Origin of the sequence: Streptomyces sp. NPDC001508, from assembly GCF_040298665.1 — a bacterium.
Classification (GTDB): domain Bacteria; phylum Actinomycetota; class Actinomycetes; order Streptomycetales; family Streptomycetaceae; genus Streptomyces.
Window position 1 is genome coordinate 1 of the sequence record NZ_JBEPAP010000015.1, and the last position, 23,860, is coordinate 23,860.

The 23,860-nt window shown below is 71.3% G+C and carries 18 protein-coding genes and 1 tRNA gene; 12 read left to right on the forward strand and 7 right to left on the reverse strand.

All coding sequences use genetic code 11. The annotated features are described in order from the left end of the window. Positions 1-202: hypothetical protein (locus ABT245_RS16290; RefSeq protein WP_351733958.1), on the forward strand; the 202-nt coding region annotated here is incomplete at its 5' end. Here the strand turns inward: ABT245_RS16290 and mfd are convergent. Beyond that, positions 186-3,743 (reverse strand): transcription-repair coupling factor, encoded by a 3,558-nt coding sequence (gene mfd, locus ABT245_RS16295; protein ID WP_351733960.1) that lies wholly within the window; start codon positions 3,741-3,743, stop codon positions 186-188. The genes ABT245_RS16290 and mfd overlap by 17 nt on opposite strands. Positions 3,744-4,086: 343 nt before the next feature. Between mfd and ABT245_RS16300 the strand changes: the two genes are divergently transcribed. Continuing rightward, positions 4,087-4,338 carry a type II toxin-antitoxin system RelE family toxin gene (locus ABT245_RS16300; RefSeq protein WP_351733962.1) on the forward strand — a complete coding sequence of 84 codons (252 nt, stop codon included), beginning with the start codon at positions 4,087-4,089 and terminating at the stop codon, positions 4,336-4,338. 21 nt (positions 4,339-4,359) lie between these two features. On the opposite strand, the gene ABT245_RS16305 is transcribed toward ABT245_RS16300, so the two are convergent. Together ABT245_RS16305 and ABT245_RS16310 are read right to left on the reverse strand one after the other, a co-directional pair. Then, positions 4,360-6,924, reverse strand: a complete 2,565-nt coding sequence (locus tag ABT245_RS16305) for an ABC transporter permease (protein ID WP_351733964.1) — start codon at positions 6,922-6,924, stop codon at positions 4,360-4,362. Further along, complete coding sequence (locus tag ABT245_RS16310; RefSeq protein WP_351733966.1) at positions 6,921-7,709, reverse strand: ABC transporter ATP-binding protein; 789 nt, start codon at positions 7,707-7,709, stop codon at positions 6,921-6,923. The genes ABT245_RS16305 and ABT245_RS16310 overlap by 4 nt, the downstream gene beginning before the upstream one ends. A 389-nt stretch (positions 7,710-8,098) precedes the next feature. On the opposite strand from ABT245_RS16310, the gene ABT245_RS16315 reads away from it, so the two are divergent. Beyond that, complete coding sequence (locus ABT245_RS16315) at positions 8,099-9,592, forward strand: MFS transporter (RefSeq protein WP_351733968.1); 1,494 nt, start codon at positions 8,099-8,101, stop codon at positions 9,590-9,592. A gap of 74 nt (positions 9,593-9,666) precedes the next feature. On the opposite strand, the gene ABT245_RS16320 is transcribed toward ABT245_RS16315, so the two are convergent. The 3 genes from ABT245_RS16320 to ABT245_RS16330 all read right to left on the reverse strand — a co-directional run bounded on the left by ABT245_RS16320 (position 9,667) and on the right by ABT245_RS16330 (position 14,747). Continuing rightward, positions 9,667-10,554, reverse strand: coding sequence for a coiled-coil domain-containing protein (locus ABT245_RS16320; protein ID WP_351733970.1), 888 nt, complete (start codon positions 10,552-10,554; stop codon positions 9,667-9,669). A 145-nt stretch (positions 10,555-10,699) separates the two neighbouring features. Further along, positions 10,700-13,711, reverse strand: coding sequence for an SUKH-4 family immunity protein (locus ABT245_RS16325; RefSeq protein ID WP_351733972.1), 3,012 nt, complete (start codon positions 13,709-13,711; stop codon positions 10,700-10,702). Between the two features lie 7 nt (positions 13,712-13,718). Then, entirely contained in the window at positions 13,719-14,747 is a 1,029-nt protein-coding gene (locus tag ABT245_RS16330; RefSeq protein ID WP_351733974.1) for an SMI1/KNR4 family protein, read from the reverse strand. A gap of 299 nt (positions 14,748-15,046) precedes the next feature. Here ABT245_RS16330 and ABT245_RS16335 point away from each other — a divergent pair, with 299 nt between their 5' ends. Beyond that, the gene (locus tag ABT245_RS16335) at positions 15,047-15,598 is read left to right on the forward strand and encodes a YwqJ-related putative deaminase (protein ID WP_351733976.1); all 552 of its coding nucleotides are present in this window, start codon (positions 15,047-15,049) and stop codon (positions 15,596-15,598) included. A 107-nt stretch (positions 15,599-15,705) separates the two neighbouring features. Continuing rightward, positions 15,706-16,200, forward strand: coding sequence for an SUKH-3 domain-containing protein (locus ABT245_RS16340; protein WP_351733978.1), 495 nt, complete (start codon positions 15,706-15,708; stop codon positions 16,198-16,200). A 257-nt stretch (positions 16,201-16,457) separates the two neighbouring features. Here ABT245_RS16340 and ABT245_RS16345 read toward each other — a convergent pair whose 3' ends face one another. After that, complete coding sequence (locus tag ABT245_RS16345) at positions 16,458-17,771, reverse strand: sensor histidine kinase (protein ID WP_351733980.1); 1,314 nt, start codon at positions 17,769-17,771, stop codon at positions 16,458-16,460. A gap of 166 nt (positions 17,772-17,937) precedes the next feature. Between ABT245_RS16345 and ABT245_RS16350 the strand changes: the two genes are divergently transcribed. The 7 genes from ABT245_RS16350 (at position 17,938) to ABT245_RS16380 (ending at position 23,731) form a co-directional block, all read left to right on the forward strand. Beyond that, on the forward strand, positions 17,938-18,810 hold the full coding sequence (locus tag ABT245_RS16350) for a hypothetical protein (RefSeq protein WP_351733982.1): 873 nt from the start codon (positions 17,938-17,940) through the stop codon (positions 18,808-18,810). 11 nt (positions 18,811-18,821) lie between these two features. Next, positions 18,822-18,892 (forward strand) — tRNA-Gln (locus tag ABT245_RS16355). Positions 18,893-19,020: 128 nt separating this feature from the next. Beyond that, positions 19,021-20,469: a bifunctional UDP-N-acetylglucosamine diphosphorylase/glucosamine-1-phosphate N-acetyltransferase GlmU gene (glmU, locus tag ABT245_RS16360; protein ID WP_351733984.1), complete on the forward strand. Its 1,449-nt coding sequence runs from the start codon at positions 19,021-19,023 to the stop codon at positions 20,467-20,469. Positions 20,470-20,597: 128 nt separating this feature from the next. Further along, positions 20,598-21,578 carry a ribose-phosphate diphosphokinase gene (locus ABT245_RS16365; RefSeq protein WP_351733986.1) on the forward strand — a complete coding sequence of 327 codons (981 nt, stop codon included), beginning with the start codon at positions 20,598-20,600 and terminating at the stop codon, positions 21,576-21,578. A gap of 237 nt (positions 21,579-21,815) precedes the next feature. Then, positions 21,816-22,409 (forward strand): 50S ribosomal protein L25/general stress protein Ctc, encoded by a 594-nt coding sequence (locus ABT245_RS16370; RefSeq protein WP_351733988.1) that lies wholly within the window; start codon positions 21,816-21,818, stop codon positions 22,407-22,409. A gap of 163 nt (positions 22,410-22,572) precedes the next feature. After that, positions 22,573-23,175: an aminoacyl-tRNA hydrolase gene (gene pth / locus ABT245_RS16375; protein WP_351733990.1), complete on the forward strand. Its 603-nt coding sequence runs from the start codon at positions 22,573-22,575 to the stop codon at positions 23,173-23,175. A gap of 64 nt (positions 23,176-23,239) precedes the next feature. After that, a complete protein-coding gene (locus ABT245_RS16380) occupies positions 23,240-23,731 on the forward strand; it encodes a hypothetical protein (RefSeq protein WP_351733992.1) in 492 nt (163 codons plus the stop codon). Positions 23,732-23,860: the final 129 nt, after the last annotated feature.

The following is a 23,860-nucleotide window of genomic DNA, read 5'->3' on the forward strand; positions in this document are numbered from 1 at the left end:
CCCCACCACCGAGCAGCCCACCCACACCCCGCCGACCACCAACCCCACCACCGAGCAGCCCACCCACACCCCGCCGACCACCAACCCCACCACCGAGCAGCCCACCCACACCCCGCCGACCACCAACCCCACCACCGCCCCCCACCGGGCGGCGGACCGGAACGGCGGACCGGAGCAGCGGGTCGTTATGAGCCCAGGATAGTGGCCAGGAACTCGCCGACCCACGACAGCAGTTCGCGGCCGACCAGCGGCTTGCCGCCCACCTTCGCCGTCTTCGGACGGGGGACCAGGATCTGGTGGACGGCCGGTTTGATGACCGTCCCCGGGTACAGCCGCTTGAGCCGCAGCTCCTGCGACTCGCGCAACTCCACCGGTGCGAAACGGACGTTGTTGCCCTGGAGGACGATCTCGCCGACCCCGCACGCCCGCGCCAGCATCCGCAGGCCGGCCACCAGCAGCAGGTTCTCCACCGGTTCCGGCAACTTGCCGTAGCGGTCGACCAGTTCCTCGCGTACGGAGGTGATGTCCGCCTCCGAGTTGGCGGAGGCGATGGACCGGTACGCCTGGAGGCGCAGCCGCTCGCCGGGCGCGTAGTCGTGCGGGACATGCGCGTCGACGGGCAGCTCGATCTTGACCTCCAGCGGCGGCTCCTCCTCGATCGCGCCGGTCTCCAGCTGCCGCCGGTAGTCGGCGACGGCCTCGCCCACCATGCGGACGTACAGGTCGAAGCCGACGCCCGCGATGTGGCCGGACTGCTCGCCGCCGAGCAGGTTCCCGGCGCCGCGGATCTCCAGGTCCTTCATCGCGACATACATGCCGGCGCCCATCTCGGTGTGCTGGGCGATGGTCGCGAGCCGTTCGTGCGCGGTCTCCGTCAGCGGCTTCTCCGGGGGGTAGAGGAAGTACGCGTATCCCCGCTCCCTGCTCCGGCCCACGCGGCCGCGCAGCTGGTGCAGCTGGGACAGGCCGAAGGTGTCGCCGCGCTCCACGATCAGGGTGTTGGCGTTGGAGATGTCGATGCCGGACTCGACGATCGTCGTGGACACCAGCACGTCGAACCGCTTCTCCCAGAAGTCGACGACGACCTGTTCCAGCGTCGACTCCGACATCTGGCCGTGCGCGGTGGCGATGCGTGCCTCGGGGACGATCTCGCGCAGCCGGGCGGCGGCCCGGTCGATCGAATCGACCCGGTTGTGGATGTAGAAGACCTGGCCCTCGCGCAGCAGTTCACGGCGGATCGCGGCGCCGATCTGCTTCTGCTCGTAGGGCCCGACGAAGGTCAGCACCGGGTGCCGTTCCTCCGGCGGGGTGGTGATCGTGGACATCTCGCGGATGCCGGTGACCGCCATCTCCAGGGTCCGCGGGATCGGGGTCGCGGACATCGTCAGAACGTCGACGTTGGCCCGCAGCTTCTTCAGCTGCTCCTTGTGCTCGACGCCGAAGCGCTGCTCCTCGTCGACGATGACCAGGCCGAGGTCCTTGAACTTGGTCTCGGCGGAGAAGAGGCGGTGGGTGCCGATGACGACGTCCACGGAGCCGTCCCGCAGGCCCTCCAGGACCGCCTTGGCCTCGGTGTCGGTCTGGAAGCGGGACAGGGCGCGCACATTCACCGGGAACTGCGCGTAGCGTTCGCCGAACGTCCCGAAGTGCTGCTGCACCAGCAGTGTGGTCGGTACGAGCACCGCGACCTGCTTGCCGTCCTGTACCGCCTTGAAGGCGGCCCGCACCGCGATCTCCGTCTTGCCGTAGCCGACGTCGCCGCAGATCAGGCGGTCCATCGGGACCGACTTCTCCATGTCTTCCTTGACCTCGGAGATCGTGGTCAGCTGGTCGGGGGTCTCGGCGTAGGGGAAGGCGTCCTCCAGTTCGCGCTGCCAGGGGGTGTCCCCGCCGAAGGCGTGCCCGGGTGCGGCCATCCGCGCGCTGTAGAGCTTGATCAGGTCGGCGGCGATCTCCTTGACGGCCTTCTTGGCGCGTGCCTTGGTCTTCGTCCAGTCCGCGCCGCCCAGGCGGTGCAGGGTGGGTGCCTCGCCGCCGACGTACTTGGTGATCTGCTCCAGCTGGTCGGTGGGGATGTAGAGGCGGTCACCGGGCTGGCCGCGCTTGGCGGGGGCGTACTCGACCACCAGGTACTCGCGGGTGGCGCCCTGCACGGTGCGCTGCACCATCTCGATGTAGCGGCCGACGCCGTGCTGCTCGTGGACGATGTAGTCGCCCGTCTCCAGGGTCAGCGGGTCGATGGTCTTGCGGCGGCGGGCGGGCATGCGGGCGCCGTCCTTGCCGGCGGCCTTCTGCCCGGACAGATCGGTCTCGGTGAGCACGGCGAGCCGCAGCACCGGGTCCACGAAGCCGTAGTCGATCGAGCCGCAGGCCACATGTACGACGGACGGCGCGATCTGCCCGAGGTCGGCCTCCAGGCGGGCCGCGACGCCCTCGTTGCCGAGCACCTCGACCGTGCGGGAGGCCGGTCCGTGGCCCTCGGTGACGAAGACGGTGCGCCAGCCGTCGGCGAGCCAGCCCTTGGTGTCGGCGAGCGCCTTGGCGGTGTCGCCGCGGTAGGTCTCCGGCGCGTGCATGCCCAGCTTGAGGGTGTCGCCGTCCCCCGCCGCGTCAGCGGCCGATGTCAGCGACTCGTCGACGGCGAACGGGGACACCGACCACCACATCACGCCCAGCTCGCGGGCCCGGTCCCGGATGTCCGCGAGGGACCACAGGGAGGCCGCACCGACGTCGATGGGGGCGTCTCCGCCGCCGGCGGTGGCCGCCCAGGACGCCTGGAGGAACTCCTGCGAGGTGGCGACGAGGTCGGCGGCACGCGTGCGGACCCGCTCCGGGTCGCAGACGACGGTCATGGCGCGCGCGGGCAGCACGTCGAGCAGCAGCTCCATGTCGTCGACCAGGACGGGGGCCAGGGACTCCATGCCCTCGACCGCGATGCCCTCGGCGATCTTCCCGAGCAGTTCGCCCAGCTCGGGGTGTTCCTCGGCGAGGGTACGCGCACGCGTGCGTACGTCGTCCGTGAGCAGCAGCTCGCGGCAGGGCGGTGCCCACAGGCCGTGTTCGGCGACCTCCAGGGAGCGCTGGTCGGCGACCTTGAAGTAGCGGATCTCCTCGATGTCGTCACCCCAGAACTCGACGCGCAGGGGGTGCTCCTCGGTGGGCGGGAACACATCGAGGATGCCGCCGCGCACCGCGAACTCGCCGCGCTTCTCGACCAGCTCCACGCGCGCGTAGGCGGCGGCGCCGAGGGCGTCCACGATCTCGTTCAGGTCGGCGCTCCGGCCGCTCCTCAAGGACACCGGTTCCAGGTCGCCGAGGCCCTTGACCTGCGGCTGGAGCACGGAGCGCACGGGGGCGACGACAACGGAGACCGGGCCGGTCTCCGGGTCGTCGGGGCTGGGGTGGGCGAGGCGGCGCAGCACGGCGAGGCGGCGGCCGACGGTGTCGCTGCGCGGGCTGAGCCGCTCGTGCGGAAGGGTCTCCCAGGAGGGGTACTCCACGACGCCCTCCGGTGGCAGCAGCGTGCGCAGCGCGGCGGCCAGGTCCTCGGCCTCGCGGCCCGTGGCCGTCACGGCGAGCACGGGGCGGCCGGTCTCGCGGGCCAGGGCGGCGATCGCGAAGGGGCGGGCCGCCGGGGGGCCGACCAGGTCGACGTGGGTGCGGTTGCCGTCGGCCGCCGCCTTGATCGCTTCCGCGAGTGCGGCGTCCTTGACGACGGCGTCGAGCAGACCGTGCAGGCTCATGGAGGGGGTGTCCGTCCTGGGTGGGCAACGCGAATCACCCGACACGCTGTGCGGGCCGGGGCGTGTCCAGCCTACGACGCCCGAGTGACGTTCACCCGCGAGAGCGAGCGACGTGACACTGGTCGGCCGAGCTGGAGGCCCGGCTTGCGGACCTGGAGGATCAACTGGCGTCGGCCCGGTACCGAGCCCGGCAGGCCGGCGGCGAGGTCGTCGCCGGCCCGCAGGACGAGGCGCGCGCACGCCTCGGGTCGGACCGCCCGTGAACTACACGGTCCTGTAGGACGAACCGGCCCTCGATACGGCGGCCAAGTTCCTGGCCGAGGATCCGGACGGCTGACGCCAGGTGTTCGCCGCCACCGATCGCCTCGCTTCCGAACCCCGGCCGCCGGGCGCCACCGCATACGGATCGCGCGATCTGCGCCGGATGCGCGTCGGGCGGTACCGCATCCCGTACGAGATCACCGAGAGGACCGTCACCGTCACGGTCCTCCACTTCGGCCGTAGCGCTGGACGACGAGGGGCCCGGTGCCGGGGAGTTCTCGCACTCCCCGGCACCGGGCCCTTCCCCCGCAACCCCCGTCTGCGGCGGCCTTGAGATCGCTACATCGCTACATCGCTACTCCGTGGCGATCGCGTTCAGTACGTTCATCCGGCCCGCGCGGAACGCCGGGACCAGGGCGGCGAACAGGCCCACGAAGGCGGAGCCGATGAAGACACCGATGATCGTCGGCCAGGGGATGTCCAGGACACCCAGGCCCTCCAGGGCGAGCAGCTTCTGGGCGGTGGCGCCCCAGCCCATGCCCAGGCCGAGGCCGAGGAGGGCGCCGAACAGGGCGATGACCACGGACTCCATGCGGATCATGCGACGCAGCTGGCGGCGGGACAGGCCGATGGCCCGCATCAGGCCGATCTCCCGGGTCCGTTCGACCACCGAAAGCGCCAGGGTGTTCACCACGCCCAGCACCGCGACGATGATCGCCAGGGCGAGCAGGCCGTAGACCATGTTCAGCAGCTGGCCGACCTGGTCCTTCAGCTCCTGCTTGTAGTCGGTCTGGTCCCTGACCTGGTAGGTCGGGTACTTCTTCAGCGCGCTCTTCAGGGCCGCGTACGCCTGCTTCTCCTGGCCCTTCTCCGCCTTCGCGAACATGATCACGCTCGGCGGGATCTGGCTCTTGGGCAGGTACTTCTCCATCGTGGCGATGGAGGTGTAGCGGGCGCCCTGGTCGATCGCGGTGGAGTCGTCGGTGATCGCGGCCACCTTCAGCCGGGCGGTGCGGCCGCCCTTGAAGGCGACGGTGAGGGTGTCACCGACCCGCACCTCGTGCTTCTTGGCGTAGTCGGAGCCCACCGACATCGCGTCGGTGCCATAGGCGTCCTTCAGGGTGCCCTCGGTGGTCGGGCGGCGCAGGTCGTCGGCGTACGTCGGATCCGCGGCCGTGATGCCGGAGTCGTCGACCTTGCCGTCGGGCGAGGTGAGGGTGGCGTCAAGAGCCTTGTAGCGGGTGACGTGGGCCAGGCCCGGGGCCTGCTCCATGGCCTTCTCCGCCTGCGGGACGATCGGCTGGTTGCCCTCGACGATGAAGTCCGCGCCGACCGACTTGTCCAGTTCGCTGGTGGCGGAGGCGACCATGGAGGAGCCGACCACCGACAGGCAGGCGACCAGCGCGAGGCCGATCATCAGGGCGGCGCCGGTGGCTCCGGTGCGCCGCGGGTTGCGCAGGGCGTTGCGTTCGGCCATGCGGCCGACCGGTCCGAAGGCCCGCAGCAGCACCGCGCTGATCACCCGGACCACGCCGCCGGCCAGCAGCGGGCCGATGACGACGAAGCCGATCAGGGTCAGCACGATGCCCAGGCCGAGGACGAGCGCGCCGTCGCTCGCCTTGTCGGCGGTGGCCGCCGCGTACAGGGCGGCGCCGCCGGCGCCGGTGAGCACCAGGCCGATCAGGCCGCGTACCAGGCCCGCCCGGCCGTCGGCCGGTGTGCCGGCGTCGCGCAGCGCGGCCATCGGGGAGACCTTGCCGGCGCGCCGGGCCGGCAGATAGGCGGCCAGCACGGTGACGACCACGCCGAGCACCAGGCCCACCACCGGGGTGGTGGCCTTGACGGTCAGGTCCTGGGTGGACAGTTCCATGCCCGCCGCACCCATGAGCTTCATCAGGCCGACCGCGATGCCGACGCCGGCGCCGACGCCGAGGACGGAGCCGACGAAGCCGAGCAGCAGCGCCTCGACCAGCACCGACCGGTTGACCTGTCGGCGGGAGGAGCCGATGGCCCGCATCAGGCCGATCTCGCGGGTGCGCTGGGCGACCAGCATCGAGAAGGTGTTGATGATCAGGAAGATGCCGACCAGGAACGCGATCCCGGCGAAGCCGAGCATGGCGTACTTGATGACGTCCATGAAGGAGCCGACGTCCTTGCGGTTCTCGTCGGCGTTCTCCTTGGCCGTCTGGAACTTGTACGACCCGCCGAGCGCGCGTGCGACGTTCTGCTTGAGCCGCGCGTCGGAGACGCCGGCCGCGGCGGTGACGTTGATCTGGGTGTAGCGGCCGGTGCTGCCGAGCAGATGGCGCTGGGCGGTGGGGGTGTCGAAGTAGACGACGGCGGCGCCGGGGTTGGTCACCTTGAAGGTGGCGATGCCGACGATCCGGGCGGTGAAGTCACCCCGCTGTGTGATGGTGCGCAGTTCGTCGCCGAGCTTCAGGTGGTGCTTGTCGGCGGTGTCGGCGTCGACCATCGTCTCGGTCGGCCCGCGCGGGGCGTGCCCGGAGGTGATCTCCATGGAACGCAGGTCGTTGCCCGTCCAGTTGCCCGCGATGGTGGGCGCGCCGGTGGTGGAGCCCACGCTCTCGTTGTCCTTGTCCACCACGGTCACGCTCATCGAACTGACCGCGCCCTCGGCCGACTTGACGCCGTCCGCGGTCTTGGCCCGGTCCAGCGTGGCGGCGGGCAGCGACAACGGCACGCCGTTCTGCGGGGTCTCCTCGCTCTTGGCGTCCTTGGGCGAGACGGTGACATCGGACGCGGTGACCGAGAACAGCTTGTCGAAGGTCGTGTTCATGGTGTCGGTGAACACCAGCGTGCCGCACACGAACGCGACCGACAGCAGGACGGCGACCGCCGACAGCGCCATGCGTCCCTTGTGCGCGAAGAAGTTGCGCAGCGACGTCTTCAGGACGGTCATGACGTGCGCCCCCGGGCGTCGAAGTCCTTCATCCGGTCGAGGACCTGATCGGCGGTCGGCTGGTGCATCTCGTCGACGATGCGGCCGTCGGCGAGGTAGAGGACCCGGTCCGCGTACGAGGCGGCCACCGGGTCATGGGTGACCATCACGATGGTCTGGCCCAGTTCGTCGACCGACCGGCGCAGGAAGCCCAGCACCTCGGCGCCCGCCCGGGAGTCGAGGTTCCCGGTCGGCTCGTCACCGAAGATGATCTCGGGGCGGGCGGCCAGCGCCCGGGCTACGGCGACCCGCTGCTGCTGTCCGCCGGAGAGCTGGGTGGGCCGGTGCTTGAGCCGTCCGGCCAGGCCGACCGTCTCCACGACCTGGTCCAGCCACGCCTTGTCGGGTTTGCGCCCGGCGATGTCCATGGGCAGGGTGATGTTCTCGAGCGCGTTCAGCGTCGGCAGCAGGTTGAACGCCTGGAAGATGAACCCGATCCGGTCCCGGCGCAGTTGGGTGAGCTTCTTGTCCTTCAGGCCGGTGATCTCGGTCTCGTCCAGGTAGATCTGCCCGCCGGTGACCGTGTCGAGGCCGGCGAGGCAGTGCATCAGGGTGGACTTGCCGGACCCCGAGGGGCCCATGATCGCGGTGAACTGGCCGCGGGCGATGTCCACGTCGACGTGGTCGAGGGCGACGACCCGGGTCTCCCCGGAGCCGTACGCCTTGACGACCTGCCGCGCCCGCGCGGCAACGGCCGTACGCCCTCCAGTACCCCCGTGCCTGGGAATGGTCACAGCCGATGTCACGGTAAATCTCCTATGTCGGTTTGCGCTTGTGTGGCGCGAAACGGTACGTCGATGAGTCTCATGGCCGGCAGGGACCTCGCGCGCTGGTGCACAGCCCCGTCTTCTCCTGGGGAAAACCCCACCCCTGCCGTGCGGCGAGCCGCCCCCCAGCGGCGTAAAGCAAGGTTAAGGACGACGGCGGGCGACTCTCGTCCTCCGCCGGGACGAACCTTGACCGGGCCTCAGTACGGAGGTACCCCTAGGGGCCGTCCACCGCCGGGTGGACGCCTTCTCGGGGTCGCGTCCACCCTCCGGCCAAGGAAGCCTCCACCCTCCCGCCGCGTCAGGGTCAAGTGGGAAGCTGTGGGACGCCGGATGGATGCACAGGGAAACCAGTCAGGGGGAACGCGGTGGGCAGCACGGAACCCGTGATACGGGACGCCGCTCAGCAGGCCGGGTCGAGCCGCCGGGGCGCGGTGGTCGCCGCGCTGATGCTCGCGATGGCACTGGCGGCGCTCGACTCCACCGTCGTCTCCACGGCCGTCCCGCAGATCGTCGGCGACCTCGGCGGCTTCTCCGTCTTCTCCTGGCTGTTCTCCGGCTATCTGCTCGCCGTCACCGTCACCCTCCCCGTCTACGGCAAGCTCTCCGACACCTTCGGCCGCAAGCCGGTCCTGGTCGCGGGCGCGGCCGTCTTCCTGGCCGGCTCGCTGCTGTGCGCGCTCGCCTGGAACATGGGGGCGCTGATCGCGTTCCGCATCGTGCAGGGCCTGGGCGGCGGGGCGCTGCAGGGCACGGTGCAGACCCTCGCGGCCGATCTGTACCCGCTGGGGGAACGCCCCAAGATCCAGTCCAAGCTGTCCACGGTGTGGGCGGTGTCGGCGGTCGCCGGCCCCGGGCTCGGCGGAGTCCTGGCGGCCTACGCCAACTGGCGGTGGATCTTCCTGATCAACCTGCCCATCGGCGCGGCGGCCCTGTGGCTGATCGTCCGTCACCTCCACGAACCCGCACGCGAGCCGCGCACGCCCCCGCGCATCGACTGGGCGGGCGCGCTCGCGGTGTTCGCGTGCGGCGGGGCACTGCTGACCGCGCTGGTGCAGGGCGGAGTGGCGTGGGCGTGGCTGTCCGCGCCGTCACTCATCCTGTTCGCCACGGGCCTCGCCCTGGTCGCGGTCGTGGTGTGGGTGGAGCGCCGGGCGGCGGAGCCGATCATCCCCGGCTGGGTGTGGCGACGCCGTACGATCGCGGCGGTCAACGTCGCGCTGGGCGCGCTCGGCCTGCTGATGGTGGCGCCCACCGTGTTCCTGCCGACCTACGCGCAGTCGGTGCTCGGCCTCGCCCCGGTGACCGCCGGATTCGTGCTCTCCGTGTGGACCCTGACCTGGCCGGTGTCCGCGGCGCTGAGCCAGCACGTGTACCGGCGCATCGGCTTTCGCGACACCGCGCTGCTCGGCATCGGCACGGCGACGCTGATCCTGTTCGCGTTCCCGTTCCTGCCCTACCCGGGCGCGGCATGGCAGCCGACGCTGCTGATGCTGCTCCTCGGCGCCGCGCTCGGCCTGTTCCAACTGCCGCTGATCGTCGGCGTCCAGTCCACGGTCGGCTGGGCGGAACGCGGCACGGCCACCGCCTCCGTGCTGTTCTGCCGCCAGACCGGCCAGACCGTCGGCGCCGCCGTGTTCGGCGCGGTCGCCAACGGCGTGCTGGCCGCCCGGCTGGGCGGCGCGGGCGACCTGGACACGGTGACCCGCTCCCTGGACTCCGGCACCGCCGCGGAAACCACCCGGCACGCCATCGCCGAAGCGGTGCACGCGGTGTACCTCGGAGCGGCCTGTGCGGCGGCCCTGGCCTTCCTGGCCCTGCTGCTCCTCGCACCGCGCCGCTTCCCCGTACTGAACGACTGACAGCGAGGATGTGACGTGGCACCGCTCGGGGGTACGGCCCGACGCCGGACGCCTCGCGGCGCAGTGCGGCCGGGTCACTCCCAGGCGGTACGCCCGGTCAGGGAGCTGAGGCTGTCGCGCACACAGTCCATCTGCGCCTGCATGTCGTCCCACACCTCGCTGTGCTCGCGCAGCACCCGCTCGGTCTCGCACGCGATCTGCTCCTCCCGCACCCGCGCCTCGGCCAGGATCTCGGCGGCACGCGCGTGTGCCTCGTCCTGGCACCACCGGGCCGCCTCCCGCGCCTCCCCGGCCTCCTGCTGCGCCGCGGCCAGCGCGGCCTCGGCCCGGGCCACGGCCTCGGTGACCCTGATCTCCCGCGCCGCCGCCCGCTCAAGCTCCGCCTGGTCCTCCCCCGCCCACCGCGCCGCATGCTCCTTGGCCTGCTCGGCGAGCATCACCGCGGTCCGCTGCCGCAGCTCCCGCAGCGCCGCAAGGGCCTCACCGCGCCACTCCTTCACCGCACGCCGGGCCCCGACACGAACCTCGTCCGCCTCGGCCTGCGCCGCGAGGAGCCGTCGGCGGGCGCGCTCCTCGGCCTCCGCGCGCACGATGTCCGCCTCCTCCTCGGCCGCCCGGCGCACGCCGAGCGCCCACTCCTCGGCCCGTGCCGCCTCCTCCCGCACCACGCCCCGAACGCACTCCCGCAGGGCCGCCGCCTCCTCCTGCGCCAGCTGGAAGATCAGGCACGCGTTCTCCCCGAGCGTCTCGTACGTCTGCGGAGCGAGCCGCGCGACCGTCTCACGCAGCCGCTCCACCTCCGCCTCCATGTCCCGGGCGAGTACGGTCAGCCGCGCGGCCCGCTCCCACGCGGCGTCCCGCTCCCTGGAGAGCGCCGCCGCATACGCGTCCACCTGCTCGGGGCGGTAGCCGCGCCCGCGGACGGTGAGGAAGCCGTGCGATGGCACCGATGCCCTGTTCATCCTGGAACTCCTCTCCGCCGGACACACACGAAATGATGGTTTCGCGCAGATCAGGATGAATCGGGGGTAAGCGTCCGTGACACGCAAAGGGGGCCGGGTCCGATCACTCGACCGGACCCGACCCCCAGGGCTCAGCAGCGCGCCGCTACAACAGGCCGTCCCACATCTGCTCCAGCAGCACCGACCACCAGCTCTCCGGCGAACCGAGCGCCGCCGGGTCCAGGGAGGCGAGCTGGGCCTGGAAATCCACGGTCCAGCGGCCCGCCTGCTCCTGGTTGAGGCCGTACCGCAGCCGCCACATCCGGCCGAGCAGCGCCAGACAGCGCGCGAACTCCGGCAGGCCGGTGTTCACGAACTGCGGCGGTACCGGCGCCCCGCCCGGTCCCCCCTCCACCGGCACGGCCACGATGTTCGCCGTGCCGTACTGCACACAGATCGCCCGGCCGAAGTCGGTGCCCATCACCAGGTACGAAGCCGCGTCCGAGGCGGGCTGCACCCCGCGCTCCTGCGCCAGCTCCGCCAGCGTCGGCACCGGACGGCCCGGCTGGGCCTGCGCCCAGAAGAACGGACCCATGTCCACCGGCAGCCCCGCCACGACCAGCGTGTGCGCCACGACCGGCGGCACGCCCTGCCGGGACACCGCGGCCTGCTCGAAATGGAACACGCCCGGCCCGAACGCCGCCGCCAGCTCCTGCGCGAGCCCCTCCGGCGGGACCGGCGGCGCGGACTGCACCGGGGGCAGCGGCGCCCGTACCGGCGCCGGCCGCGCGGGGCCGTCCGCCACCTGATGCAACTCGCCCTGGTGCGCGAGCAGTTGCTGCATGCCCTGCTGCCGGCTCGCCTGGTCCGTGCCGTACGGCGCGATGCTCGTGATGCGTGCCTGCGGCCACTGCTCGCGGATCATCCGCGCGCAGTAGGCGCCCGGCAGTTCACAGGACTCCAGCTCCGTGTGCAGTTCCAGCACCTGGCCCGGGGGGACGTTCATGGCACGCAGCTCGTGGAAGATCTGCCACTCCGGGTGCGGCGTGCCCGGCGCCGAGCGCCGGATCAGCTGCTGCTCGGAACCGTCCTGCGCGCGGTAGCGCAGTACGGCCTGATAACCCGGGCCGACCGTCGGCTGCGCCTGCTGCGGATAGCCGTACGCGGGCGGCGGGACCGCGCCGGGCGGCGCCGGCGGGGCGCCCGGCGGCATACCGGGAGCGCCCGGCGCACCAGGCGCACCGGGTACGCCGTGGGGCGGCGGCAAAGGCGTGCCGGGGCCGCCCACCGGGGGCGCGGCCAGCACGGTCTCGGCGTGGTGCACGGGAGGCGGCTGCGGGGCCCCGGCAACGGGAGGCGCGCCCGGAACACCCGGCGGATTCGGCGCACCAGGCCCACCCGAGGGCCGCGGGGCGCCGGGCGGATTCGGCGCGCCGGGGACGCCCGGGGGCCGCGGGGCGCCGCCGCCCGTGCCGCCACCCGCCATCTGGCTCGGGTCGGCCAGCACCGTGGCCGCGTGGTGCACGCTGCCGGGAGGGGTGTCACCCGGGGCACCCGGCGGGTTCGGGGCGCCGGGCGGGTTCGGGGCGCCGGGCGGGTTCGGGGCGCCGGGCGGGTTCGGGGCGCCGGGCCCGGTGCCGCCGGGTCGGTCCGGGCCTAGCGACGACACTAGTTGCGTCGGTGCGTAGCCGCCGGGCGGCGTACCGGGCCCACCCGGCGGAGGCGTGCTGCCCGGCCGTACGCCCGGGGTGCCCGGAGCGCCCGGCGGCGGAGGCGGCGTGCCCATGCCGGTGCCACGACGCGGCGGCGGCGCGGCCTTGCTCGTGGCGGCGTCCGCGATGTCCCCCGCGGGGGCGGGGGGCGGAGGACTGCCCTGCGGGAATCCAGGCGGCGGAGTACCACCCGGGGGCGGGGGGCTGCCCTGCGGGAATCCCGGAGGCGGCGGCGTGGCGGGACCCTGCGCAGAAGGCGGGGCGACCGGCCCGCCACCCGGAGCCGGGGTGCCGGGGGCGCCCACACCCTGCGGATACCCGTACGGGGGCACACCCGGCGGAGGCGGAGGCGTACTGCCCGGCTGAGGTGGAGGCATGCTGCCCGGCCCACCCGGCTGGGGTGGAGGCATGCTCCCCGGCCCACCCGGCACGGGCGGAGGCGTGCTCCCCAGCGCCCCCGGCTGGGGCGGAGGCGCGCTCCCCGGCGCACCCGGCGGAGGCGCAGGCATGCTCCCCGGCCCACCCGGCGCAGGCATGCTCCCCGGCCCACCCGGCGGAGGCGCAGGCATGCTGCCCGACCCACCCGGGACAGGCGGAGGCGTGCTCCCCGGCGCGCCCGGCACAGGCGCGCTCCCTGGCGCACCCGGCGGAGGCGCAGGCATGCTGCCCGGCATGGGCGGAGGCGTGTGGGCCTGGGGGCCGGGCGCGTTCGGGTCGCCGATGGCCGGGGCGACCGCCGTGCGCGGCAACTGGCTGCCGCCCGACATCAGCGCCGTCTTGGCGTCCGGCGCGGCGGCGGGCGGCGAAGTGTCGTCGTCCGAGTCGCCCACCGGCGACGAGAACACCGTCGCCGGCAGCGGCACCGACCGGTCCTCACCCGCGTCGGCGTTGGTGTCCGTGCCCGCCCAAGGCGTCGCACCCACCGGCGCGCCGGACGCCACCTGCCCGGCACCACCCCCGGCGGCCGGCCACGCAGCACCGGAACCGCTCCCCGGCGCCGCACCCGACGCCGTATCGGACGCGGGCGGCCGGACCGGAACCCCGGCCTGCGTCTCGGGCAGCGCGCCGCCGCCCGCCGCCCGGCGATCCGGAATGCCCAGCTTGTCGGCCGCCTCCTGAAGCCACTCCGGAGGACTCAGCAAGAACGACGTCTGGTTGAGATCCACCCGCGCCGCAGGAGCCGGCGGCGCCTCGGCCAGGCCCGCCTCACGGCCGTACTCCTCCTCGTACCGGCGGATCACCTCACCCACCGGCAGCGCCGGCCACAGCGTGGCCTCACCACTGTCCCGGGCGATCACAAGCCGCTGCGCGCCCGCGTCCGAACGCGGACCCTCCGCCCGGTCCTCGCCCCACACCACGAAGCCGAGTTCGAACTCCCGCACCCGCACCTCGCGATGCTGGTACGCGGGCACCTCCCCGTTGATCCACTCCTCCGCGCGCTCCTGCGCCTGCGCAAACGTCACCATCGAAAGCTCACTCCCCCGCAGACCCGGCCGACGACACCGGCACCGCACGCGCGAAGCCGCCGTCCACCATCAGGTTCGCCACCGTATCCAGCTCCGGCGGACTGCCCGCCAGCCGCGACAGAAAGACGTCGAAGTCCTCACCGCACGGCAGCAGCAGCCGCGCCACCCGCTCAGCCGGCGGCCACGCCGGGTCCACGTCCCGCGCGTCGTCATAAGCGCAGAACCACACCGAACCCGTCCGCTCGCCCTTGACCTTCACCGCGAGCAGCCCGCCCTGCACGAACGACACACCCAGGTAATCCTTGGTCAGATGGTCCCGCAGGCACTTGTTCACGTACACCAGGTCATTGACCGCCGCCTCGTCCCGCACCGTGAAGAACGGCTGGTCCAGCAGCAGCCCCAACTCCGCGTCCAACGCCGTGCCCACCGGCGCACAACCACCCGCCGCCTTCAGGAACGAGCGGTACGCGCCGGGCAGCCGGTACCCCAGGTCCTCCTCGACCCCCTGCACCTGCTGCTCCGTCACGGCCACACCCGACTTCGGCAGCCCGAAGTGCGCCGGACGTGTCTCCTGCAACGGCCGCGTGCCCCGCTTGCCCTGCTCGACACGGGCCGTGGTGATCCCACCGTGGTGCCGCAGCAGCGCCTTCACCTCGACCGGAACCAGTTCCAGCCGCCGCGAACCCGCCACGTGATGCCACGTCCAGCCGTGCGGCGTGGCCACCTCCGGAACCGTGTCCCACAACTCGTGCCCCGCCGCCGACAGGGCCGCGTTCGCCGACACATAGTCCGTCAGCCGCAGTTCGTCGACGCCGAAACCCTCCGGCGGATCGGCGATCTCCGCCGCCGCACGCGCATAGGACGAGAAGTCGGGATACCCGCGCTCGTCGACCCGTACCCCTCTCGGATGGCGCGCCGCCCGGACCGGATCCGGGAAATGCACGACCTGCCCGGCATAGGCCGCGTTCGGCGGCGCGGCTTGTCCCCCGGCCTGGCGGCCGGGTGGTGCCCCAAGCCCGAGCCGACCTGTCGTCATGGCGGTTGCCCCCTGCGGCACTCTGTACGAGCCGCCACCGCACCACGCACGGCACGCCACGACCCGTATCCGACTGTCTCTCCAACGTCACCGACGCGTTGACCGCGCCCATCGCGGTGCCGACAGCCTATGCGGTACACGGACACCGGTCACCGGGCCTCCGCTTCCGTGACCAGAGGTCACCGCGCCGTGACAGTCCGCCCAAACCCGGGCGTGTCGCACCGCCCCAGCTTCCGCACCCGCCACGGCATTTGGCACTCTGTGTCCTTCGGGGGACGCCCGGGAGGGAAAAGACGATCATGAACTCGACGCAGACGGGACCGCAGGCGAACGCCCGCGCCGCAGCGCGGGCCGGCTCAGCCGACAGCCCGTCCGGCGACCCCCGCATCGGCTGGAGCCACACCGAATCACCCCAGGTGCCCGCCCTCCTCCACCGACGCGACGGCATCCTGCCGACCGTCGCCGCCGCCCTGTCCGTACGCGGCGCCACCCTCACCGGCACCGCCGCCCGCGGCGACCAGACCCCGCCCCTGCACCCACTCGTCCAGGACTTCCTCGACACCCTCACCAGCGACCAGCGGGACCGCTTCACCGGCCGCTGCGCCGAGACCATCCTCATCTCCCGGCACATCGCCGCCGCCGACGCCGCACGCAGCAAGCGCGCCGCCCGCAAGCCGATGACCAACGGCGAAGCCCGCAAAGCCCTCAAGCAGGCCAAGCTCACCACGCGCCGGATACGCGAGGACGGCGACCCCCTGCACGGCAGCTTCGCCCCACCGTGCCGCGCCTGCACCGCCCTGAGCGCCCACTTCGGCGTCCGCGTCGTCGCCCCGACCACGGCGGACGACTGAACACCCCGAGGCCGGCATCCGTACCCCTCCCGGACACCCTCCCCGCGCCACACCCGCACGACCGGAACCACCCGCACCACCGCAAGGTCTCGACGAACGAAGGGCAGATGCACACCGACCGCACCACCTCCACTCGCTTCGCCGTGCCCGTCGACGCCGCCCTGCGCGCCGCCGGCTGGCAGCCCGGACACTGGGACATCAAACAGGCCGAAATCTGGGCCGACGCCCTGCGCGCCCACATCTCGCCCGCCGGCCACCGGCACGCCGTCTTCCCGGCGGCCGTCGAGGCCTGGGCCGAATTCGGCGGACTCCGCATCACCCCCACCGGACCCGGCCGTCAGATCGCACCCGCCGCGCTGCACCTCGAACCACTGCGCGGCCTGCACCTCGCCCGCACCCTCGGCGACCTCGGCCGCGCCCTGGACACCGAACTGTGCCCGCTGGGCGAGGAGACCGACACCGGCGCGCTGCTCGCCATCGATGCCGAAGGCCGCGTCTACACCCTCGACCACACCGGCGACTGGTACCTCGGCCCGGACATCGACCGCGCCCTCACCACACTCATCGCGGGCACCCAGCCGACCCGTCTGACCGCGGCCTGACCCACCCGACCAGCCGCCCCGGCCGACCCGGCCCGATCCGATGACATCCCAGGCCGCACACCCGAACCGACCACGCCCGAACCGCCCCGGCCCCGTACGCACGGCCGCCCCAGTCGGACACACGGGGCAACCCGCGCCCGGTCACACGGGCAATCAACGCCCGGACACCGGCGGGCGCGAACCGCCACCCGACGCGCGCCGCGATCCGCCCACCGACACACGGGCACAGGGACACACGGGCACACGGGCACCGACGATCAAACCGCTGGAATCACCGCAGACACCCTGAAACCCCCCGCATCCGTCGGACCGGACACAAAAACGCCACCCAGCCCCACCACCCGCTCCCGCATCCCCAGCAGACCGTTGCCACCGGACGGCAGCCGCGCCGCCGACGCCGACCCCGGCTCGGGCGGCGGCTCGTTCTCCACCTGCATCGCGATCTCCGCACCGCGATGCGCCAGCCGAACATGCGTCTTCGCACCCGCCGCATGCTTGTGCACGTTCGTCAACGCCTCCTGCACCACCCGGTACGCCGTCTGCTCGATCTCCCGCGCATACGACCGATGCTCACCCTCCACCGACAGATTCACCACCATGCCCGCCGCGGCCGACTGCCCGATCAACTCGTCCAGTTCCGACAGACACGGCCCCTCCCCCACACCCTCCTCCACCACAGCCCGCGACGCGGCCACCGCGGCAGCCACCTCCACCGCGGCCAACGGCACCGGCTCCACCCGCCGCACCCCGCCGTCCCCCGACCGCAACACCCCCAGCATCTCCCGCAGTTCCGTCAACGCCTGCCGCCCCATGTCCCCGACCAACGCCGCGTTCTTCACGGCCTTCTCCGGATCCTTGCGCGCCACCGCCTGCAACGCCGCCGCATGCACCACCATCAGACTCACCCGATGCGCGACCACGTCATGCATCTCCCGCGCGATCCGCGTGCGCTCCTCGTTACGCGCCCACTCGGCCCGCTCCTCGGCCCGCTCCGCCAGCAGTTGCAGCTCACGCTCCAGACTGTCCGCCCGCTCCCGCAAGCTCTCCATCAGCCGCCGCCGCGCACCCACATACAGACCCAGCAGCACCGGAGGCGCGGTCACACCGAGCGACGTGGTGATGGACGCGAACGGCTCGAACCAGTCACCGAGCGTCAGATCCCCGCGCGCCGTGTCCTGCCGCACCCGCACAAACGTGACGATCATCGTCCCGACGAACGACATACCGGCCAGCGCCGCGATGATCCGGCGCGGCAGCTCGGCCGCGGCCAGGGTGTACAGGCCGACGATGCCCATCAGAAAACCCATCTGGGCGGGCGTGATCGCAACCGCCACGAGCACCACGGCGATCGGCCACTTCCTGCGCAGCACCAGCACCGAACCGGCCAGCAGACCGAACACGATCCCGGCCGGCACCGGGATCCCCGCATCCCGTGCGAACGGCACGCCCTCCGCCGCGCACTCCACGGCCGACAGCACCGCGAGACCGCCGTCGAGCAGTGCGCTGCGCCACCTCGCCCACCACCACGGCCCGGTCACGGCCGTCGTGCGGTCTTCCCCCGTCGTGGTCATGCGTCCAGCCTACGGGCGGCGGGGGCCGCTTATCGGGTGAGTTTTGCCTACCCGATCACACCACAGTCCGTGAGCACACCGTTGCGAGACCCCCCTCTATCCCTCGAACTGGTGAACCATCCCCGTTCGACTCCGGAACGACCCATTCCGGCCGGACGGTATGCCCATGGCACACCCCCACGGCAAATACACCGACATCGAGGCCCTACGCGAACAGGCGGTCGCACTGCGGCGGGCAGGGCTCAGCCGTCGCCAGATCCGCGACCGACTGCACATCGACAACAACGACATCCTCAACCGCCTCCTGGAGGGCGAGCCGCCCCCGGAATGGACGAAGCGCCCGAACGCCAAGGACGACCTGCGCGACAAGGCGCGAGAACTCCGCCTCCAGGGCCGGACGTACGACCAGATCCAACTGGAGCTGGGCTGCTCGAAGAGTTCGATCTCGCTGTGGGTGCGTGATCTCCCGAGGCCGGAGCACAGGCGCAGCCGCAAGGAAGCGGCGGCCATCGCCAGGAAGGGCTGGGAGGCGCGGCTCCGCATCCGCGACGAGGAACGGCAGCACACAAAGAGCGCCGCCCGCGAGTCCATCGGCAACCTCTCGACCCGCGAGCTGTTCCTGGCGGGGGTGGTCCTCTACTGGGCCGAGGGCGCCAAGGACAAGTCGTACAGCCGTCGCGAGAGGCTCCAGTTCATCAACAGCGACCCGAACGTCATCATCCTCTTCCTACGCTGGCTCGAAGTGCTCGGCGTGGAACGCGAACGCCTGCGGTTTCGATTGAGCATCCATGAGTCGGCCAACGTGTTGGACGCCGAGGAGTTCTGGGCCGGGCTGGTAGGCGCGGAGCCCTCCGCCTTCCAGAAAGCCAGCCTCAAGAAGCACAACCCGAAGACGCGCCGGAAGAACACCTCGGAGACCTACCGCGGCTGCCTGATCATCTACGTCCTCGGGAGCGCCGACTTGTACCGTCGCGTAGAGGGCGCCTGGTACGGCATAGTGGACTCTGCACGCGAGGCCGATCAATGGAATCGGACATAGCGTGACAACCGTCCCGGATCGTCTAAAGGTAGGACAAACGGTTTTGGTCCGTTGAATGAGGGTTCGAGTCCTTCTCCGGGAGCCCACAGCGCACAAGACCCAGGTTCGGGCCCTGACCGGTGTGGTCAGGGCCCGCTCTCATGTCGTCCATGAAACGCCCCGGTATCCTGCGGGTGTCACCCCCACCCGTCAAAGCCGAAGGGCAACTCCGTGAGCGCCATTCGCCCGGCAGCCGTCGTCGTTCTCGCAGCGGGTGAGGGCACCCGTATGAAGTCGGCCACACCCAAGGTCCTGCATCAGATCTGCGGCCGTTCCCTGGTCGGCCATGTGCTCGCCGCCGCACGCGAGTTGAAGCCGCAGGACCTGGTCGTCGTCGTGGGTCACGCGCGCGAGCAGGTCACCGCGCACCTCGGTGAGCTGGATCCGCAGGCGCGCACGGCGGTGCAGGACCGGCAGAACGGCACGGGGCACGCGGTGCGCATGGCCGTGGAGGAGTTGGGCGGCGCCGTCGAGGGAACCGTGGTCGTGGTCTGCGGGGACACGCCGCTGCTCACGGGTGAGACGCTGCGGCGGCTCACCGACACCCATCACGCCGACGGCAACGCGGTGACGGTGCTGACGGCTCAGGTGCCGGATGCGACGGGGTACGGGCGGATCGTCCGTGACGATGCTTCCGGCGCCGTGACGGCGATCGTGGAGCACAAGGACGCCGACGAGTCGCAGCGTGCCGTCCGGGAGATCAATTCGGGTGTGTTCGCCTTCGACGGGCAGTTGCTCGCTCAGGCGCTGGGCAAGCTGCGGACGAACAACAGTCAGGGCGAGGAGTATCTGACGGATGTGCTCGGGATTCTGCGGGAGGCGGGGCATCGGGTCGGTGCTTCGGTCGCCGGCGATCACCGGGAGATCGCGGGGATCAACAACCGCGTGCAGTTGGCGCAGGCGCGCCGGATCCTGAACGACCGGTTGCTGGAGCGGGCCATGCTGGCCGGTGTCACGGTGGTGGATCCGGCGACGACGTGGGTGGATGTGACGGTGTCGTTCGAGCAGGATGCCGTGGTTCATCCGGGCACGCAGTTGCATGGTGCGACGTTGATCGGTGAGGGCGCTGAGGTCGGGCCGAACACGCGGTTGACGGATACCAGGGTGGGTGCCGGTGCCCGGGTGGACACGACGGTCGCGGAGCGGGCGCAGATCGGTGCGGGGGCGAGTGTGGGTCCGTTCGCGTATCTGCGTCCGGGTACGCGTCTTGGTGCCAGGTCGAAGGTGGGCACGTATGTGGAGACGAAGAACGCGGTGATCGGGGAGGGCACGAAGGTTCCGCACCTGTCGTATGTGGGGGACGCGACGATCGGTGAGTACACGAATATCGGTGCGGCGAGTGTGTTTGTGAACTACGACGGCCAGGACAAGCATCACACGTCGGTGGGTTCGCACTGCCGGACCGGTGCGGACAACATGTTTGTGGCGCCGGTCACGGTGGGGGATGGTGCCTATACCGCGGCGGGGTCTGTGATCACGAAGGATGTGCCGCCCGGTTCGTTGGCTGTGGCCCGTGGTCAGCAGCGGAATATCGAGGGCTGGGTGGCGCGTAAGCGTCCGGGGAGTGCCGCTGCGAGGGCCGCGGAGGCGGCGGCGGAGCCGGGCGGCGGCGAAGACTGACCGGAAACGGGTACGTGAAACACGGCGTACGGTGATAAGTGCACATCCGCACCCGCCAGCTGAGTCGGCCTCTCATGTTCTGCCGAGGGGTCGCTCGACGGCTGAGACACCTCTGAGGAGACTGTGCTGTGACCGGGATCAAGACGACCGGCGAGAAGAAGTTGATGTTCTTCTCCGGCCGCGCCCACCCCGAGCTTGCCGAGGAGGTCGCCCACCAGCTGGGTGTCGGGGTCGTCCCGACGAAGGCCTTCGACTTCGCCAATGGCGAGATCTATGTCCGGTATCAGGAGTCGGCGCGTGGTGCGGACTGTTTCCTGATCCAGAGCCATACGGCTCCGATCAATAAGTGGATCATGGAGCAGTTGATCATGATCGACGCGTTGAAGCGTGCGTCGGCGCGTTCCATCACCGTGATCGTGCCGTTCTACGGTTATGCGCGTCAGGACAAGAAGCACCGTGGGCGTGAGCCGATCTCGGCGCGGTTGATCGCGGATCTGATGAAGACGGCGGGTGCGGACCGCATCCTGACGGTGGACCTGCACACGGATCAGATCCAGGGTTTCTTCGACGGTCCTGTGGACCATCTCTTCGCGTTGCCGCTCCTCGCGGACTATGTGGGTGCGAAGGTGGATCGCGCCAAGCTGACGGTGGTGTCGCCGGACGCGGGCCGGGTCCGGGTGGCCGACCGCTGGTGCGATCGGCTCGGTGCGCCGCTGGCGATCGTGCACAAGCGGCGTGACAAGGACGTGGCGAACCAGGTGACGGTGCACGAGGTGGTGGGTGAGGTCAAGGGCCGGGTGTGTGTGCTGGTCGATGACATGATCGACACCGGTGGGACGATCTGTGCGGCGGCCGACGCGTTGTTCGCGCATGGTGCGGAGGACGTCATCGTGACGGCGACGCATGGTGTGCTGTCGGGTCCGGCGGCGGACCGGTTGAAGAATTCGCGGGTGGGTGAGTTCGTGTTCACCAATACGGTGCCGACGCCGGGCGAGCTGAGCCGGGATCTGGACAAGATCACTGTTCTGTCGATCGCTCCGACGATCGCCCGTGCGGTGCGTGAGGTGTTCGAGGACGGCTCGGTGACGAGTCTTTTCGACGAGCAGTGAGGTTTCTTCAGGCCGCTCCGCCGGTGGGGGCGCGCCGCGTCCCTTCGGGGGCGGCATCGAGCTGAAGATCCTTTTGGGTGCGGCCTTCTTCGCCGAGTACACTTGTGAAGTTGCTCGGCGAGGGAGGCCGTGTCCCGTTGTCCACGGGGTGCGGCGGTCCGTTATCGACGCGCTCTTCGTAGCAGGCCGTTCGTGGCCGGGTGACCACGTTTCTGTCCGCCTCTACGAGGAGTGATCATGTCCGAGGTGAAGCTCGCCGCCCAGACGCGCACCGAGTTCGGCAAGGGTGCCGCGCGCCGTGTCCGCCGTGACAACAAGGTTCCGGGTGTGCTGTACGGCCACGGCTCGCAGCCGCTGCACCTGACCCTGCCGGGCCACGAACTGCTGCTGGCGCTGCGTACGCCGAACGTTCTGATCTCCCTGGACATCGACGGCAAGTCCAACGAGCTGGCGATTCCGAAGGCCGTGCAGCGCGACCCGCTGAAGGGTTTCCTGGAGCACGTCGACCTGCTGCTGGTCAAGCGCGGCGAGAAGGTCACGGTCGAGATTCCCGTACACACCGAGGGTGAGCTGGCTCCGGGCGGCAACCTGCTGGAGCATGTGCTCGCCGCGCTGCCGGTCGAGGCCGAGGCCACCCACATCCCCGAGTCCGTCACGGTGTCCGTGGAGGGCCTGGCGGCCGGTGCGTCCGTCCACGCCAAGGACATCGTGCTGCCGGCGGGTTCGACCCTGGCGGTGGACGAGGACGCGGTGGTGCTGCAGGTCCTGGCGGCGCAGGCCGAGGAGGCCCCGGGGGAGGCCGCCGAGGGCGAAGAGGCCGCCGAGGCCTGAGCCTGAACGGACCGTCGGCCGTGGCAGGGCCGGGCGCTCGTTGGCCGGGTGTCCGGTGCTGTCGGCCGTGCCCAGCGTTCCGCGCGTGCGGGACGGCCGCCCACAGTGGTGTGCAGCCGCTGCTTCCCCGGGGAGCGGCGGCTGCATCGCCTTGCGAGGAGACATGGACGTGACCACCCCCGCCAGTGGCCCCTGGCTGATCGTCGGGCTCGGGAATCCCGGGCCGGAGTACGCCAAGAACCGGCACAACGTCGGTTTCATGGTGGTGGACCTGCTCGCCGAGCGGATCGGGGGGAAGTTCAAGCGGGCCCAGAAGGCGCAGGCGCAGGTCGTCGAGGGCCGGGTGGGTCCGCCCGGTCCGGGGAACCGGCGGGTGGTCCTCGCCAAGCCGATGTCGTACATGAATCTGTCGGGGGGCCCGGTGAACGCGTTGCGGGACTTCTACAAGGTGCCGGTGGCGAATGTCGTGGCGGTGCATGACGAGTTGGACATCGACTACGGCGTGCTCAGGCTCAAACTGGGCGGCGGGGACAACGGGCACAACGGGTTGAAGTCGATCAGCAAGGCGATGGGGGCGGAGTATCACCGGGTGCGGTTCGGGATCGGGCGGCCTCCGGGGCGGATGCCGGTGGCCGACTTTGTGCTGAAGGACTTCTCGTCGGCGGAGCGCAAGGAGTTGGACTACTTCGTGGATCGTGCGGCGGACGCGGTGGAGTGTCTGGTGATCGAGGGGCTGGAGCGGGCGCAAAGCTCGTACAACTCCTGACTTGTCCGCCCGTCGGCGTCCGCCGAGTTGACCGATCGGACAGCCATGGCCAATGATCCCGGCCATGCCCGCCACAGCCGCCATGTCCCGTCAGACCTCGGTCGCCGCGCTGCGGTTCGGCCGGCTCGCGGCGATGGGCGCGGTCACCGTGCTGATCCTGATCGCGGGTGTGTGGGGTTCCTGGGGGACCGCGCAGCACGTGATGCTGGCGAAGGGCCGGGAGAGCGGCACGATCAAGGTGACGAGTTGTGCGCAGGACACCTGTTCCGGGCCGTTCACGCCGGGCTCGGCGGGGGCGAAGGCCCGTGAGCGGGTGGTCATCGCGCGGAGCGTGGCGGTGCGCAAGGGGCAGACGTACGCGGTGGTGGTCAAGCCGGGCACCGACGAGGTCGTACGGTCCGGTCCGGCCGGGATCCTGAACGCTTGGGTGCCGCTGGGCGGCGCACTGCTGCTGGCCTCGGTGGTGGTCGCGGGCGGCCTGCGGCTCAGCCGCCTCGCCTGGCTGCTGGCCGGCGCCGGCCTCACCCTCCTCACCACCGCCTTCCTCACCCTCTGAACCAACTGCTGCCGCACACGACAGCACCCCTGACTCGCGGAGGGCGTGCGGGGTGACCGCGTCGCCGAACCCCGACACACGACGACGCCCCCGGCTCACGGAGAGCGTGCTGGGGGCGCCTTCAGGGCG

Coding starts and splice junctions, on each gene's coding strand:
- mfd (WP_351733960.1), bottom strand. CDS start 3,743: ATGAGCCTGCACGGTCTGCTCGACGCCGTCGTCAAGGACGCCGCACTC.
- ABT245_RS16305 (WP_351733964.1), bottom strand. CDS start 6,924: ATGACCGTCCTGAAGACGTCGCTGCGCAACTTCTTCGCGCACAAGGGA.
- ABT245_RS16320 (WP_351733970.1), bottom strand. CDS start 10,554: ATGAACAGGGCATCGGTGCCATCGCACGGCTTCCTCACCGTCCGCGGG.
- ABT245_RS16325 (WP_351733972.1), bottom strand. CDS start 13,711: ATGGTGACGTTTGCGCAGGCGCAGGAGCGCGCGGAGGAGTGGATCAAC.
- ABT245_RS16330 (WP_351733974.1), bottom strand. CDS start 14,747: ATGACGACAGGTCGGCTCGGGCTTGGGGCACCACCCGGCCGCCAGGCC.
- ABT245_RS16335 (WP_351733976.1), top strand. CDS start 15,047: ATGAACTCGACGCAGACGGGACCGCAGGCGAACGCCCGCGCCGCAGCG.
- ABT245_RS16340 (WP_351733978.1), top strand. CDS start 15,706: ATGCACACCGACCGCACCACCTCCACTCGCTTCGCCGTGCCCGTCGAC.
- ABT245_RS16345 (WP_351733980.1), bottom strand. CDS start 17,771: ATGACCACGACGGGGGAAGACCGCACGACGGCCGTGACCGGGCCGTGG.
- ABT245_RS16350 (WP_351733982.1), top strand. CDS start 17,938: ATGGCACACCCCCACGGCAAATACACCGACATCGAGGCCCTACGCGAA.
- ABT245_RS16370 (WP_351733988.1), top strand. CDS start 21,816: ATGTCCGAGGTGAAGCTCGCCGCCCAGACGCGCACCGAGTTCGGCAAG.
- pth (WP_351733990.1), top strand. CDS start 22,573: ATGGACGTGACCACCCCCGCCAGTGGCCCCTGGCTGATCGTCGGGCTC.
- ABT245_RS16380 (WP_351733992.1), top strand. CDS start 23,240: ATGCCCGCCACAGCCGCCATGTCCCGTCAGACCTCGGTCGCCGCGCTG.